15 protein-coding genes are annotated in these 13,529 nt (G+C 57.4%); 9 read left to right on the top strand and 6 right to left on the bottom strand.

The genetic code is table 11. The annotated features are described in order from the left end of the window. The first annotated feature begins 1 nt into the window (after nt 1). From EDC28_RS05280 to rnd, 5 genes are all read left to right on the top strand, one after another. Nucleotides 2–640: a Slp family lipoprotein gene (locus EDC28_RS05280; RefSeq protein ID WP_123420895.1), complete on the top strand. Its 639-nt coding sequence runs from the start codon at nt 2–4 to the stop codon at nt 638–640. Nucleotides 641–654: 14 nt separating this feature from the next. Next, complete coding sequence (locus EDC28_RS05275; protein ID WP_336391496.1) at nt 655–1,455, top strand: class I SAM-dependent methyltransferase; 801 nt, start codon at nt 655–657, stop codon at nt 1,453–1,455. Beyond that, nucleotides 1,452–2,282, top strand: a complete 831-nt coding sequence (locus tag EDC28_RS05270; protein WP_123420893.1) for an alpha/beta fold hydrolase — start codon at nt 1,452–1,454, stop codon at nt 2,280–2,282. Before EDC28_RS05275 ends, EDC28_RS05270 begins: the two co-directional genes overlap by 4 nt. 154 nt (nt 2,283–2,436) lie before the next feature. Further along, nucleotides 2,437–4,119, top strand: a complete 1,683-nt coding sequence (fadD, locus tag EDC28_RS05265) for a long-chain-fatty-acid--CoA ligase FadD (RefSeq protein ID WP_123420892.1) — start codon at nt 2,437–2,439, stop codon at nt 4,117–4,119. 64 nt (nt 4,120–4,183) lie between these two features. After that, the gene (gene rnd / locus EDC28_RS05260; RefSeq protein WP_148049808.1) at nt 4,184–5,278 is read left to right on the top strand and encodes a ribonuclease D; all 1,095 of its coding nucleotides are present in this window, start codon (nt 4,184–4,186) and stop codon (nt 5,276–5,278) included. A gap of 28 nt (nt 5,279–5,306) precedes the next feature. Here the strand turns inward: rnd and minE are convergent, their stop codons facing one another. From minE to minC, 3 genes are read right to left on the bottom strand one after another with little or no spacing between them, the layout of a single operon-like run. After that, the gene (minE, locus tag EDC28_RS05255) at nt 5,307–5,576 is read right to left on the bottom strand and encodes a cell division topological specificity factor MinE (protein ID WP_050657533.1); all 270 of its coding nucleotides are present in this window, start codon (nt 5,574–5,576) and stop codon (nt 5,307–5,309) included. Nucleotides 5,577–5,579: 3 nt separating this feature from the next. Continuing rightward, a complete protein-coding gene (minD, locus tag EDC28_RS05250) occupies nt 5,580–6,389 on the bottom strand; it encodes a septum site-determining protein MinD (protein ID WP_050657534.1) in 810 nt (269 codons plus the stop codon). An 18-nt stretch (nt 6,390–6,407) separates the two neighbouring features. Then, nucleotides 6,408–7,088: a septum site-determining protein MinC gene (minC, locus tag EDC28_RS05245; RefSeq protein ID WP_123420890.1), complete on the bottom strand. Its 681-nt coding sequence runs from the start codon at nt 7,086–7,088 to the stop codon at nt 6,408–6,410. An 82-nt stretch (nt 7,089–7,170) separates the two neighbouring features. Here minC and EDC28_RS05240 point away from each other — a divergent pair, with 82 nt between their 5' ends. The 3 genes from EDC28_RS05240 to EDC28_RS05230 are packed head-to-tail and all read left to right on the top strand — an operon-like array spanning nt 7,171 to nt 8,878. Next, complete coding sequence (locus EDC28_RS05240; protein ID WP_050657536.1) at nt 7,171–7,446, top strand: YcgL domain-containing protein; 276 nt, start codon at nt 7,171–7,173, stop codon at nt 7,444–7,446. Further along, complete coding sequence (locus EDC28_RS05235; RefSeq protein ID WP_050657537.1) at nt 7,443–8,429, top strand: lytic murein transglycosylase; 987 nt, start codon at nt 7,443–7,445, stop codon at nt 8,427–8,429. The genes EDC28_RS05240 and EDC28_RS05235 overlap by 4 nt, the downstream gene beginning before the upstream one ends. Then, the gene (locus EDC28_RS05230) at nt 8,426–8,878 is read left to right on the top strand and encodes a YcgN family cysteine cluster protein (RefSeq protein ID WP_123420889.1); all 453 of its coding nucleotides are present in this window, start codon (nt 8,426–8,428) and stop codon (nt 8,876–8,878) included. The genes EDC28_RS05235 and EDC28_RS05230 overlap by 4 nt, the downstream gene beginning before the upstream one ends. 45 nt (nt 8,879–8,923) lie before the next feature. Here the strand turns inward: EDC28_RS05230 and dsbB are convergent, their stop codons facing one another. Both dsbB and nhaB read right to left on the bottom strand, forming a co-directional pair. Further along, on the bottom strand, nt 8,924–9,430 hold the full coding sequence (gene dsbB, locus EDC28_RS05225) for a disulfide bond formation protein DsbB (protein WP_050657539.1): 507 nt from the start codon (nt 9,428–9,430) through the stop codon (nt 8,924–8,926). A gap of 76 nt (nt 9,431–9,506) precedes the next feature. Next, nucleotides 9,507–11,096 (bottom strand): sodium/proton antiporter NhaB, encoded by a 1,590-nt coding sequence (nhaB, locus tag EDC28_RS05220; RefSeq protein ID WP_050657540.1) that lies wholly within the window; start codon nt 11,094–11,096, stop codon nt 9,507–9,509. A gap of 187 nt (nt 11,097–11,283) precedes the next feature. Here nhaB and fadR point away from each other — a divergent pair, with 187 nt between their 5' ends. Beyond that, the gene (fadR, locus tag EDC28_RS05215; protein ID WP_050657541.1) at nt 11,284–11,994 is read left to right on the top strand and encodes a fatty acid metabolism transcriptional regulator FadR; all 711 of its coding nucleotides are present in this window, start codon (nt 11,284–11,286) and stop codon (nt 11,992–11,994) included. Nucleotides 11,995–12,010: 16 nt separating this feature from the next. Here fadR and EDC28_RS05210 read toward each other — a convergent pair whose 3' ends face one another. Next, nucleotides 12,011–13,525, bottom strand: a complete 1,515-nt coding sequence (locus EDC28_RS05210) for a SpoVR family protein (RefSeq protein ID WP_050657542.1) — start codon at nt 13,523–13,525, stop codon at nt 12,011–12,013. Nucleotides 13,526–13,529: the final 4 nt, after the last annotated feature.

Genomic DNA, 13,529 nt, shown 5'->3' with positions numbered 1-13,529 from the left:
CATGTGGCGTAATCTGAGCCTGGCTCTGGTTGTGCTGCTGGCAGGATGTGCCAGCATGCCCGACGAGCTCAAAGTGCCGGAAGGCACCAACCTCGCCGCTTATAACCTGGCCCGTGAAGGGCAGGAAGTAGGCAAAACCGCCCGTTGGGGTGGGGTGGTGACGGGGGTGACCAATCTCAAGGACAAAACCCGTATCGAGGTGATGTTCACCTCACTGACCAACAGCGGCCGGCCAAGCCTTGATAACCCCAGCCCCGGCCGTTTCTATGCCTATGTTGACGGTTTTGTCGATCCGGTGTCCATTCCCAAGGGGTATCGCGTCGCCCTGGTGGGGACTGTCGGTAAGGCCGAAAAAGGCCAGGTGGGGGATTTTTCCTATACCTACCCGGTGCTGAACGTCAGTAACTTCAAACTCTGGGCACCGCAGCAACAAGTGGATTATTACCCTGATCGCTGGGGTCCTTATTGGGGCTCTCCCTTCGGCTACGGCTATGGGTATTGGGGCGACCCCTTCTTCTATCATCCCTACTATTACGGCCCGCAGCGGGCACGAGTAACCGGGCCCAAGGTACCCAAACCCGATTACACACCCAAGCCGTTGCCACGGGGCAACAATAACCAACCAGGGAAGCAAAAATGACAAGGACACTTTACATGTCAGTACTCGGGGCCGTTATGGCCCTGAGTTTTAATGCCAGCGCCATCACCCTCGACCAAGCGGTGCACAGTGGTGCCCGTCCCGAGGCCCAGGTGGCAAGGGACCAATACCGCCATCCGGCCGAGACCCTGGCCTTTATGGGCATTAAACCCACCATGACGGTGGTGGAGCTGTGGCCCGGCGCCAGCGGCTGGTATAGCGCCATTTTGGCCCCTTACCTCAAAGACCAGGGGCACTTTATTGCCGCCAGTTTCTCCACCCAGCCCGGCCCCAATGGCGAAGAAGGCTATTACGTTCGGGCCGGCAAGGCCTACCAGGCCCTGTTGGCGCAAAACGAGGCCCGTTGGGGCAAGGTTTCCCTAGCGGTGCTGGCGCCGCCCGAAGAGGTGCAACTGGCAGCTCCCGGCTCTGCCGACATGGTGCTGACCTTTCGTAACCTCCACAACTGGCATAAAAGTGGCCAGTTGGACACCGTGTTCAGCGCCGCTTTTAGCGCCCTGAAACCGGGCGGTACCTTCGGGGTGGTGGAGCACCGCGCCAAAGCTGGCACCAGCGAGGCCGAGATGGCCAGCTCAGGCTACATGGCCACCGATTACGTGATTGAGCATGCCAAAAAGGCCGGCTTTGTGCTCGATGCCAGCAGCGAAATCAACGCCAACCCCAAAGACACCAAGGATTACCCCGCTGGAGTCTGGACCTTGCCGCCAACCTTGACTCTTAAAGATCAAGACAGGGCCAAATACCTGGCCATTGGCGAAAGCGACCGTATGACCCTGCGCTTTAAAAAGCCGCAATGACCGAACGCCAGTTTGTTTTGGCCGACCTGACCCTTGCCGCTCAGTGCTGGGGTCAGGGTGAGCCGGTGCTTGCCTTGCATGGCTGGATGGACAACTCGGGTAGCTTCGAGGCTCTGGCCCAGCACTGGCAGCATGGCGAGCTTATCGCCCTCGATTTGCCAGGCCACGGCCACTCCGAGCATCGCCAGGGCCCTTATTACTTTGTCGATTACCTCCTTGAGCTCTACCAGGTGGTGGAGCAGCTGGGCTGCGCCGTGCATCTGGTGGGGCACTCCATGGGCGGCATGCTGTGCAGCGCCTTTGCCGGATTGTTCCCGGATAAGGTTAAAACCTTACAGCTGATTGACGGCCTGCTGCCCATCTCCAACCCTCCCGAGCACGCCGCCCAAACCTTGCGAGCCGCGATTTTGTCTCGCCTCAAGCACGGGCGCCGGCCCGGCAGGGTGTATCCGTCGCTACGGGAAATGGCACAAGTGCGCAGCCACAATGGCGATTTCAGCACTCAGCAGGCTATGCCACTGGTCAGACGGGCCAGCATTTTGCGTGAGGATGGCTATCATTGGCGTACCGATCCTAGGCTCAAGACCACTTCGCCGCTGCGTCTGACCCCGGATCAGGTGCAAAGCTTGGTCGCTGGTATCGCCTGCCCTATTGCCGTGTATCTGGGCAGTGAGGGTCTCTATACCAAGGACGAAGCACGGCGCCAGCGGGAATTGACGCTGCTCGGTGGAATTGAACCGGTGTGGCTGGAAGGAGGGCACCACTGCCATTTGCAGCAGCCAGAAGCATTGGCAATGCATTTAACCAAGATGTTAACGTTGACGTGAACTGGCTAAAGTTTGTGTCGCCATCTTGAGTAACCCCTTGCACTATGGGATGATCCGGAAAAATTCGAGTAAAAACTCAGTTGGCCCGATTTCGGGTTGTTGAGAATAAAAACAATAGATAAAGACCGGGATGGAAACCGGAAGGAGATTCTTCGTGGAAAAAATTTGGCTGAAAAGCTACCCGTCCGATGTACCCGCCGAGATTGATCCAGCCCACTATCCCTCTCTGCTCAACGTCCTTGAAGATGCCTGTCAGCAGTACGGTGACCAAAGTGCCTTTGTCAATATGGGCCAGGAGATCACCTATAAGGAGCTGGACGAGAAAAGCCGTGATTTTGCCGCTTACCTGCAAAAAGAACTGAAACTCGAAAAAGGTGCCCGGGTCGCGCTGATGATGCCCAACCTTCTGCAATACCCTATCGCCCTTTTTGGGGTGCTACGGGCCGGCATGGTGGTGGTGAACGTCAACCCGCTTTACACCCCCCGCGAGCTGGAGCACCAGCTTAATGACGCTGGCGCCGAAGTCATTGTTATCGTCACCAACTTCGCCCACACCTTGCAAAAGGTGGTGGCTCATACCCCGGTCAAGCACGTTATTCTCACCAAGCTTGGCGATATGCTGGGCCAGCCCAAGCGCACCCTGGTTAACCTGGTGGTCAAATACATCAAGAAGATGGTGCCTCACTACGAGCTGCCGGGCGCCATTAGCTTTCGTTCGGTACTGGCCGAGGGCAAGCAGCTAAGTTATGATCGCCCCGAGGTGGACGGTGAAGACTTGGCCTTCTTGCAGTACACCGGCGGCACCACCGGCGTATCTAAAGGCGCGATGCTCAGCCACCGCAACATGATTGCCAACCTCGAACAGGCCACAGCCATGTTCGGGCCCTTGCTTAAGCCGGGCCAGGAACTCATCATCACCGCACTACCGCTCTACCATATCTTTGCGCTCACCGCGAACTGCCTGCTGTTTATGAAGTTTGGTGGCCGGAATCTCTTGATCACCAACCCCCGTGACATCCCCGGTTTCATCAAGGAAATGGGTAAGTACCCCTTTACCGCTATTACTGCGGTAAATACCTTGTTTAGCGCCCTGATGCACAATGACGATTTTGCCAAGCTGGATTTCAGCCGCCTCAAGCTGGCTCTGGGGGGCGGTATGGCCCTGCAGCGCCCGGTTGCTGAGCGCTGGCAGAAAATAACCGGCCACCCCATGCTCGAAGGCTACGGCCTGACCGAGTGTGCACCGCTGGTGTGCGTCAACCTCTACACCACGCCAGGCTTTAGCGGCACCATCGGGGTTCCGGCGCCCAGCACTGATGTGGTCCTCAAAGAACCCGATACCGGCGAACTGGTTGAAGAGCTGGGCAAACCCGGCGAAATGTGGGTCAAGGGCCCGCAGGTGATGGCCGGTTACTGGAATCGCCCTGAGGCGACTGCCGAGAGCATCAAGGATGGCTGGTTCGCCACCGGCGATATTGCTACCATGGATGAGCAGGGTTTCTTCCGTATCGTTGACCGTAAAAAAGACATGATTTTGGTGTCCGGTTTCAACGTCTTCCCCAACGAGATTGAAGAAGTGGTCGCCATGCATCCCAAGGTGCTGGAAGTGGCTGCCGTCGGCGTGCCGGACGAGCACTCCGGCGAAGTGGTGAAGATCTTCGTGGTGACCAAAGACAACAGTGTGACCGCCGACGAGCTTATCCAACATTGTCGTAAGCACCTAACCGGCTACAAAATCCCGAAAAAGGTCGAGTTCCGGGACGAGCTTCCCAAGACCAACGTTGGCAAGATTTTGCGCCGAGCGTTGCGGGACGAAGAAGTCAAAGCGGCCAGTTAATTAACGGCCTCGATAATAAGAAGAAAACGCCGGCGTCTTGCCGGCGTTTTGTTAAGGAGCGCTTTTGCACTATCAGATGATTGCCAGCCAGGCCGACCTAAACGCCTGCCTCAATGCGTTGGACCCAAGCCAACCCCTTTGCCTGGACACCGAATTTATGCGGGTCCGCACCTATAACCCCCAGCTGGCCCTGGTGCAGCTCACCACCGGCCAGGACATCTACCTGATTGACCCGCTGGCAGTGGCTGACCTCGAGCCGCTGTGGCAGCGCTTGGTTGGCGCCGAGACCAAAGTGCTACACGCCTGCGGTGAAGATTTGGATGTGCTGCCAAGCCCTTTGCTGCCGCTCTTTGACACTCAGGTAGCGGCGACGCTTTGTAACAAAGGCATGTCCCTTGGCTACGCCGCCCTGGTAGAGCAGGAATTTGGGGTGACCCTGGACAAAGGCCAGTCCCGTACCGACTGGCTAAAAAGGCCGCTAACTGAGGCCCAGCTCGCCTATTGCGTCAACGACGTGCTCTACCTGCCAGAGCTGCACCAGCGCCTGGATGCGGCTCTGATTGCCATTGGCCGCCGCGCCTGGCTCACCGAAGAGTGCGAGCGCCAGGTATCGGGCCGTGCCCGGGGCGCCAACCCGGAACTGGCCTACATCGATATCAAAAACGCCTGGCAACTGGGGCCCCAGAACCTGGCGGTGCTGCGCGAACTGGCGGGCTGGCGCCTGGGCGAAGCCAAACGGCGCGACTTGGCGCTTAATTTTGTGATCCGCGAGGAAAACCTCTGGGCCATCGCCAAGCGCCTGCCTGAGCGGGCTCACGAGATAAAATCGCTGGTGGCCCCTCAAGAATGGCGCCACCACGGCCAAGCCTTGCAGCGGTTGGTAGAGCAGGGCATGAATGTGCCCTCAAGCGACTGGCCAGCCCCCATAGTGCGGCTGATTGACCTGCCCGATTACAAAGAGCAGTTTGCCGCCATCAAGGACAAAGTGGCCCTGGCCGCCGAGAAAACCGGCCTGCCAGAAGCCTTTATCGGCTCTAAAAAGCTGATTAACGATTGGTACAGCTACCACTACCGCCTTAGCGAACAGGAGCGGGAGAGCGCCAGCATCCCGGTGCTGCAAAGCGGCTGGCGCCAAGAGGTGCTGGGCAGCTTGAAATAAAAAAGGCGCCGATGGCGCCTTTTTTCATCTACCTTAGCGGGGGATTGTCTTCCGGCAGGGTGATGTTGAGTTCCAGCACCGACAGCTCGTCGTCGCGGTGCTCGAGGGCTACCGAAACCTGGTCGGGGTTGATGTTCACGTATTTCATGATCACCGCCAGGATGTCCCTTTCCAGATCCTGCAGGTAATCAGGACCATTGCGGCGATGACGTTCGTGAGCAACGATGATCTGCAAGCGTTCCTTGGCCAGGTTCGCCGTCTTTTTCTTATTGGCACGAAAGTAATCCAGAAAGGACATGCCTTACCCTCCGAAAATCCGTTTCAACAGGCCTTTTTTCTCTTCGGTAGTAAAGCGCATGGGAATGCTTTCACCCAGCAGCCTTGCCACCGTGTCCAGGTAGGCCTGACCGGCATCGCTTTCCTTGTCCAGGCTTACCGGCTCGCCGGCATTGGAGGCGCGAAGCACCGCCTGGGACTCAGGAATAACCCCCAGCAGCGGAATGGCGAGGATCTCCTGCACGTCTTCGACGCTGAGCATGTCGCCGTTGTTCACCCGGCTGGGGTTATAACGGGTCAGCAGCAGGTGCTCCTTGATGGGTTCCTGGTTTTGCTCGGCGCGGCGAGATTTAGAGGCCAGAATGCCCAGGATGCGGTCAGAGTCGCGCACCGAGGAGACTTCCGGATTGGTGGTGACGATGGCTTCGTCGGCAAAGTACAGGGCCATCATGGCGCCGGTTTCAATGCCTGCCGGGGAGTCACAGATGATGTAGTCATAGTCTTTGGCGAGATCAGCCAAAACCTTCTCCACCCCTTCCTTGGTCAAGGATTCCTTGTCCCGGGTCTGGGAGGCGGGCAGGATGGACAACTTATCCACCCGTTTGTCCTTGATAAGGGCCTGGTTGAGGTTGGCTTCGCCATTGATGACATTGACAAAGTCATACACCACCCGGCGTTCGCAACCCATGATCAAATCCAGGTTACGCAGCCCCACGTCAAAGTCGACAATAACGGTTTTTTTGCCTGCCAGAGCCAGGCCTGTTCCGATCGCGGCACTGGAGGTGGTTTTGCCGACGCCTCCCTTGCCTGACGTCACAACGATAATGCGCGCCATAAAGTCCTCTTGAATTCCTTACAATGGGCCCAGGGCCAGTTTTTCTTCTTTTAGCCAGACCTGCGTGGGCGCTTGCCACTGACTTCCTTGCAGGTCGTCGCTTAACCAGTAAGTACCAGCGACCGAAACCAGCTCTGCCTCCAGCTTATGACAGAAGATCCGGGCTTGGGTATCACCGTTGGCACCGGCAATGGCTCTGCCACGCAGGTTACCGTAAATATGGATACAGCCGTCAGCGATCACTTCGGCGCCGGCGCCCACCGTACCCAGGATGATAAGGTCGCGGTCTTTTGCATAAAGCTGTTGTCCCGAGCGTACCTGACCCTGATGAACCTGAGCTGCCAGGTAAACCGGCCCTTGCTGAGGTTCGGCCTTGGGGGCGGCAGCTTTGGCCGCCGTGGGTTGGCGCCCCGGCTGCATCACCGCCCAACCGGTTTCCCGGGCAAGGCCTTTGAGGGCTTCGGGGCAGTTGACCAGCCCCACCGGCACCATGCCCTGATTGGCAATGGCGCTTTTGAGCCTTGCCAAGTTAGGCGCCTCGGTCAAGGCACCTAAATCCACCACCAGGGGAGCGGCTTGGAAAAAACCGGGGGCTTGCTGCACTTTTTCAGCGACTTTATTTTCAAAGTCAGCAAGATCGGCATCGGTCAATGCCAGTACGGATAACGTAAATGAAGTGCCTTTGAACAACAGTGACATGCAGCGTCCGGGCTCACGGGTGCTTGGTCCATAGCGGCCATGGTATAGTGAGGGCCCACGCCAGGCAAGACGATGACCTCTTATGTTGTGCGCTGTATACAAAAGTGCAAAAAAAGCTGACACCTACCTTTATATTCCGGGTAAAGGGGATTTCAGCCAAGTACCGCAAGAGCTGCTGGAGCTGTTCGGTGCCCCGGTATTTGTAACCCAGCTGCTGCTCAAGCCCGACCGTAAGCTAGCCCGCCTGAGCGGCGCCGAGATGCAGGCGCAGCTGGATGAAAAAGGCTACTACCTGCAACTGCCGCCGCCCCCCGAAGACTTGTTAAAAGCCCACCGGGCTTCCCTGGGGGCGTCATGAAACAGACCTTGTTGGCGTTGACCCTGGTGGCCATGCTGCCCTTTGGCGCCAAGGCGGCGGAGCCTGAGCAAACCCAGCAGGAATTTGCCGTCTATGTGCAAAAGCTCAAAGCAGAAGCCCTGACCCAGGGCATCAAGCCTGAGGTGGTGGACGCCGCCTTTGCCGACGTCAAACTGATGCAAAGGGCCATTGCCGCCGACCGCAGCCAACCCGAGAGCCGCCTCACGCTTGAAGGCTACCTCAACCGCACCGTGCCGGAGTGGAAGGTCAAGCAGGCCCGCGCCCAATACCAAAAGCACAAAGAAGAGCTGGACCGTATTGCCGCACAGTATGGTGTTAAACCCCAGTACATAGTGGCGCTGTGGGCCAAGGAGTCGAGCTTTGGCAAGGTGCAGGGTAACTTCCCGGTGATCTCCGCCCTGACCTCCATGGCCTTTGAAGGGCGCCGCGAGTCCTTTTTCAAAGACGAACTGATGGCGGCCCTTAAGATTCTCGAGCAAGGCCATGTGCCCCTGGCCGAGTTCAAAGGCTCCTGGGCCGGCGCCATGGGCCAGACCCAGTTCATGCCCAGCTCCTTTTTGGCGCTGGCGGTCGATGGCGACGGTGACGGCAAAAAGGACATCTGGCATGACACCGCCGATGTGTTTGCCTCCATCGCCAATTACCTAGCCAAAGCCGGTTGGCAAAACGACCAGATCTGGGGCCGCCAGGTCAAGGTGCCCCAAGGTTTTGACTGGGCCATGAAGGACGAGATCAAATCCCTCGACGAGTGGGCCAAGCTCGGCGTGCGCCGCTTTAATGGTGGTCCGCTGCCCAAGGCCGACATGAAAGCCCAGCTCAAGGCCGTGGACGGCCCCTCAGGGCGGGTTTACCTGGTGTACAACAATTACCAGGTGCTCAAACGCTGGAACCGCTCAGACTTCTTTGCCACCGGGGTCAGCCTGCTGGCAGACCGCATCGTCTGGCCGCCCCTGGCACCATGAGCGGCGTTCACTACTGGGAAACCAAAGGGCTCAAGGAAATGAGCCAAAGCGAGTGGGAAGGACTTTGCGACGGCTGCGGCAAGTGCTGCCTGCACAAACTCCAGGACGAAGACACCGACGAGATTTACCACACGGCGGTGGCCTGTGAGCTGCTGGACCTTCGCAGCGGCGGTTGCAGCGACTACGCCAACCGTTTTGCCAAGGTAACTGACTGCCTGCAGCTAAGTGCCGATAACCTGGCCAACTTTCAATGGCTGCCGCCCAGTTGCGCTTATCGGCGCCTCTCGGAAGGCCGAGGCCTGCCGAGTTGGCATCCGCTACTGAACGGCGGCAAGAAGCACAAGATGCATGCCGCCGACATGTCGGTGCGCCACAAATCGGTGTCGGAGGGGTTAGACTTGGACCCGGCCGATTTCATCGTCACCTGGCCCCTTGAAGATGTTGATTAAAAAAAGCCCCGCCAATTGGCGGGGCTTTTTGTTGCGAGTGATGACTCAGCGGGCTTTTTTGAAGAACTGGCCGATGATAACCACCACCGCGACTACCAGGAACAGGGCAAAAATCACCATCATCCACTGGGGCATGGACAGGCCCAGGAAGTGCCACACGGTTTGGGTGCAATCGCCACGGGCTTCGAACATGGCTGGCAGCCATTGGTCAACCTTGAACCAGTCGGGAAAGTCGGGTTTGAAGGCGCATTGCTTGAAAGGCGAAGGGTCGAGCTGCAGGTCGACGTGCTCGTAGGCCAATTTCAGGCCCCAGGCGGCGCTGACCACCCAGGCCGAAAAACCGGCCCAGCGCACCACCAGGTTGCCCGGGGCAATGGCCCCCAGCAAGCCGGCACCAAAGAGGCCAAGCACCGCCACTCGTTGGTACACGCACATCACGCAGGGCTCAAGGCGCATACCGTATTGGAAGAAAAGCGCGACCATTTCAAGGAGCAGGGCGCTGGCGGCCATCAATAGCCAGGAGGAACGTTGCGAGGCAAGTTTGGCGAGCATAACCTACTCAATTTCATTGTGATAATGGAAGGCTATTTAACAGAAAAAGCCGTGCTTTGGCACGGCTTTTCTTTGCTCAGTGTCCAGATGGCAGCGGTGAGCTGCCGGGCTGGTGATGGTGTATCAGGTCGTGGGAGTAGAGCCACTGGGTCAGGTCCGGCAGGAACCAGTACACCGTTATCATGCCGACAATGGTCAGCACTATGGTGTAGGGCAGGGCCATCCACACCATGCGGCCATAAGACAGGCGCAGCAAGGGGGCGAGCGCCGAGGTCAGTAGGAACAGGAAGGCGGCTTGGCCATTGGGTGTGGCTACCGACGGCAGGTTGGTACCGGTGTTGATGGCGACGGCCAACAGATCGAATTGGTCACGGGTGATGGTGCCGTTATTGAGCGCGGCATGCACTTCGTTGATGTACACCGTGCCCACAAAGACGTTGTCCGAGACCATGGATAACAGGCCGTTGGCAACGTAGAACATCAGCAGTTGGCTGTTGCCCTCGAAATCCAATACCCAATGAATAACCGGTTTGAACAGCTGCTGGTCGATGATCACCGCCACCACGGTAAAGAACACCGCCAGCAGCGCGGTAAAGGGCAGGGACTCTTCAAAGGCCTTGCCCAGTTGGTGCTCTTCGGTGATGCCGCAGGCAGCGGTGGTGAGGATGATGACGCTAAGGCCAATCAAACCGACGGCTGCCAGATGCATGGCCAGGCCTACGATCAGCCAAACGGCCACTAGGCCTTGAATATAGAGGCGGGCAACATCGCGCTGGGTGCGCTTGGCATCCTGGGCTTTGGCGTTATCCAGCAACACGCTGCGAACGCTGTCAGGCAACTGAGCGCCGTAACCGAACCAGCTGAATTTCTCGACCAGTGCGCAGGTCAGCAGGCCGCAGATCAGTACCGGCAGGGTCACAGGGGCCATGCGCAGCAGGAACTCGATAAACTGCCAGCCGGCGTTTTCGGCGATGATAAGGTTCTGAGGCTCACCGACCATAGTGCAAACACCGCCAAGGGCAGTACCCACAGAGGCGTGCATCATCAGGTTGCGTAAAAAGGCCCGGAATCGGTTGAGGTCGTCACGGGTTAGCTCTTTGACGTGCTCGTCCGAGGTATGGTCGTGGTCGTCTTTATGAGGGTCTTGGCCTGAGGCCACCTTGTGGTAGATGGCGTAAAAGCCGGTGGCCACGGCGATGATCACCGCCACCACGGTCAGAGCGTCCAAAAAGGCCGACAAAAACGCTGCTGCCAGTGAGAAAGCCAGTGACAACATGATTTTTGAACGGACTTTCAGCAGCAACTTGGTAAAGATGGCCAGCAGCAAATCTTTCATGAAGTGGATACCGGCCACCATGAAGATCAGCAGTAGCAGCACCTCAAGGTTGGCCAGCAGCTCGGCCTTGACGTGGGCCGGGCTGGTCATGCCGATGACCACCGCTTCAATGGCCAGCAGGCCACCGGGTTGCAGCGGATAGCATTTCAACGCCATGGCCAGGGTGAAGATAAACTCGACGATCAGCAGCCAACCGGCGCCAAAAGGGCTTATCGCGAAGACAATGGGGTTGATTATCAAAAAGCAGACGATAGCCAGCTTGTACCAGTCAGGCGAGTGACCCAGAAAGTTGGCCACCAATGCCCGCGGCAGTGTTGTGGTTGACGACATGCAAGTTCCCTGTAAGCGGAATGTATTGTTTTTTGGCTATCTTAAGGACTGTTGCCGCACTTTGCACTCCTACCTGTGGCGGTTCACCGCAAAGCGTCGCAAATTCAGCCAAAAGTTTATTTTTTGGGGCGCCGCCGCTAGAATCGGCTTTCGATATCGAATAACGACAACAGGCTGCGATACCCGCATGATTATAAAAGCGCAAAGCCCAGCAGGATTTGCTGAGGAATACATCATTGAGTCTATCTGGAACAACCGTTTCCCTCAGGGCTCAATTCTGCCTGCGGAGCGCGAGTTGTCTGAACTCATCGGGGTTACCCGCACCACCTTGCGTGAAGTGTTGCAACGCCTGGCCCGTGACGGTTGGCTGACCATCCAGCACGGCAAGCCTACCCGGGTGAACAATTTCTGGGAAACCAGTGGCCTCAATATCCTCGAAACCCTGGCACGCCTGGACCAGGATCGCTTTCCGGAGCTGGTGGATCACCTGTTGTCCGCCCGCACCAACATCAGCGCCATTTTTATCCGTAGCGCCCTCAAGCATGCGCCCGACAAAGCCGTAAAGATTTTAGAAGAAGCGGATACCATCAGCGACGACCCGGTCGAGTTCGCCCTCTACGATTACAAACTGCACCACGCGCTGTCAGGTGCCAGCGGCAACCCCATTTATGTGCTGATCCTCAACGGCTTTAAGAACCTCTACAGCCGGGTGGGCAAGTTCTACTTCTCCAACCCCAAGGCCCGTGAGCTGGCGCGCAAATACTACAGCACCCTCAAGGAGCTGGCAGGCCAGCACAAGTTTGAAGAGGCCCTGCCGGTGGTGCGCAAATACGGGCTGGACTCCGGGCGGGTCTGGGTCAGCATGCGCGGTGAAATTCCTTCCGATATCGTCGATTAAGAATGAAAAGGCGCCGTCAGGCGCCTTTTTTTAACTGCATAGGGCAGGTCAAACGCCGCTCCACCTCGCCGTTACCGTGTTCCACGTCCAGATGCACATCAAACTTCCACAGATAATGCAGGTGTTTGAGCACTTCCTGAGCCGTGCCTTCGTGCAGCGGTATGCGGTTATGGGGCACGTAACGCAAGGTCAATGACCGGTCGCCCCGCACGTTGACCTTATAAACTTGAATGTTTGGCTCGTTGTTGGCGAGGTTATATTGGGCTGACAGGGTTTGGCGCAGGGCCCGGTAACCGTCGTCGTTGTGAATGGCGGTAACATCCAGGTAGTTCTTGTTGTCGTCGTCGCGGATGGCAAAAAGCCGCAAATCTCGCATCACCTTGGGTGAGAGATACTGGCCGATAAAGGACTCGTCCTTGAAGTTCTGCATGGCAAAATGCACCGCTTCCAGCCAGTTGGAGCCGGCGAGGTCCGGGAAGAAGGCCTTGTCTTCGTCGGTGGGCTCTTCACAGATGCGGCGAATGTCGCGGAACATGGCAAAGCCCAGGGCATAGGGATTGATACCGCTGTAGTAGCGGCTGTTGTACTCGGGCTGGAAAACCACGTTGGTGTGAGAGTGCAATACCTCCAGCAAGAAGCGGTCTGTCACCTTGCCCTCGTCATAGAGGTGGTTGAGCAAGGTGTAGTGCCAGAAGGTGGCCCAACCTTCGTTCATTACCTGGGTTTGGCGTTGCGGGTAGAAGTACTGGGCAATCTTGCGGACGATACGCACGATTTCGCGCTGCCAGGGTTCGAGCAGCGGCGCGTTTTTTTCAATGAAATACAGCAGGTTTTCCTGGGGCTCTTCTGGGAAGCGGGGTTCTTCAAAGGCTGCTTCCTTGGGTTGGGGCAGGGTACGCCAAAGCTCGTTGACCTGGCTTTGCAAGTACGCCTCGCGCTCCTCCTGGCGGCGCTTTTCTTCGGCCAAGGATATCTCCGAAGGGCGCTTGTAGCGGTCCACCCCGAAATTCATCAAGGCATGGCAAGCATCCAGTAGGGTTTCCACCTCCCGCTGGCCATGGCGTTCTTCACACTCACGAATGTAGTTTTTGGCGAACACCAGATAGTCGATGATGCTTTCGGCGTCGGTCCAGGTTTTAAAAAGATAATTACCTTTAAAAAAGGAGTTGTGGCCGTAGCAGGCATGGGCGATGACCAGCGCCTGCATTGGCAGACTGTTCTCCTCCATCAAATAAGCGATGCAAGGGTCAGAGTTAATGACGATTTCATAAGCCAGGCCCATGAAACCGCGCCGGTAGGACTGCTCAGACTGGATGAACTTTTTGCCATAGGACCAGTGGCTATAACCGATAGGCATGCCGACCGAGCTGTAGGCGTCCAGCATCTGCTCAGCGGTGATGATTTCCATCTGGTTGGGGTAGGTGTCCAAGCCATAATGCTCGGCGACGGCGGCGATGGCCTTGTCGTATTTCACCAAATCGTCAAAGGTCCAATCCGGGCCGTCATTCAAGGGTTTGCGCACTTTTGCCATGGTA

Origin of the sequence: Gallaecimonas pentaromativorans, assembly GCF_003751625.1 — a bacterium.
GTDB lineage: Bacteria > Pseudomonadota > Gammaproteobacteria > Enterobacterales > Gallaecimonadaceae > Gallaecimonas > Gallaecimonas pentaromativorans.
Note: the sequence above shows the minus strand (reverse complement) of the source record. Positions and strands in the feature narration are given on the sequence as shown.

What these genes read in the sequence shown, in the direction of transcription:
- EDC28_RS05280 (WP_123420895.1), top strand. Translation starts at nt 2, where the DNA reads ATGTGGCGTAATCTGAGCCTGGCTCTGGTTGTGCTGCTGGCAGGATGT.
- EDC28_RS05275 (WP_336391496.1), top strand. Translation starts at nt 655, where the DNA reads ATGTCAGTACTCGGGGCCGTTATGGCCCTGAGTTTTAATGCCAGCGCC.
- EDC28_RS05270 (WP_123420893.1), top strand. Translation starts at nt 1,452, where the DNA reads ATGACCGAACGCCAGTTTGTTTTGGCCGACCTGACCCTTGCCGCTCAG.
- minE (WP_050657533.1), bottom strand. Translation starts at nt 5,576, where the DNA reads ATGTCCTTTCTGGATTACTTTCGTGCCAATAAGAAAAAGACGGCGAAC.
- minD (WP_050657534.1), bottom strand. Translation starts at nt 6,389, where the DNA reads ATGGCGCGCATTATCGTTGTGACGTCAGGCAAGGGAGGCGTCGGCAAA.
- minC (WP_123420890.1), bottom strand. Translation starts at nt 7,088, where the DNA reads ATGTCACTGTTGTTCAAAGGCACTTCATTTACGTTATCCGTACTGGCA.
- EDC28_RS05240 (WP_050657536.1), top strand. Translation starts at nt 7,171, where the DNA reads ATGTTGTGCGCTGTATACAAAAGTGCAAAAAAAGCTGACACCTACCTT.
- EDC28_RS05235 (WP_050657537.1), top strand. Translation starts at nt 7,443, where the DNA reads ATGAAACAGACCTTGTTGGCGTTGACCCTGGTGGCCATGCTGCCCTTT.
- EDC28_RS05230 (WP_123420889.1), top strand. Translation starts at nt 8,426, where the DNA reads ATGAGCGGCGTTCACTACTGGGAAACCAAAGGGCTCAAGGAAATGAGC.
- dsbB (WP_050657539.1), bottom strand. Translation starts at nt 9,430, where the DNA reads ATGCTCGCCAAACTTGCCTCGCAACGTTCCTCCTGGCTATTGATGGCC.
- nhaB (WP_050657540.1), bottom strand. Translation starts at nt 11,096, where the DNA reads ATGTCGTCAACCACAACACTGCCGCGGGCATTGGTGGCCAACTTTCTG.
- fadR (WP_050657541.1), top strand. Translation starts at nt 11,284, where the DNA reads ATGATTATAAAAGCGCAAAGCCCAGCAGGATTTGCTGAGGAATACATC.
- EDC28_RS05210 (WP_050657542.1), bottom strand. Translation starts at nt 13,525, where the DNA reads ATGGCAAAAGTGCGCAAACCCTTGAATGACGGCCCGGATTGGACCTTT.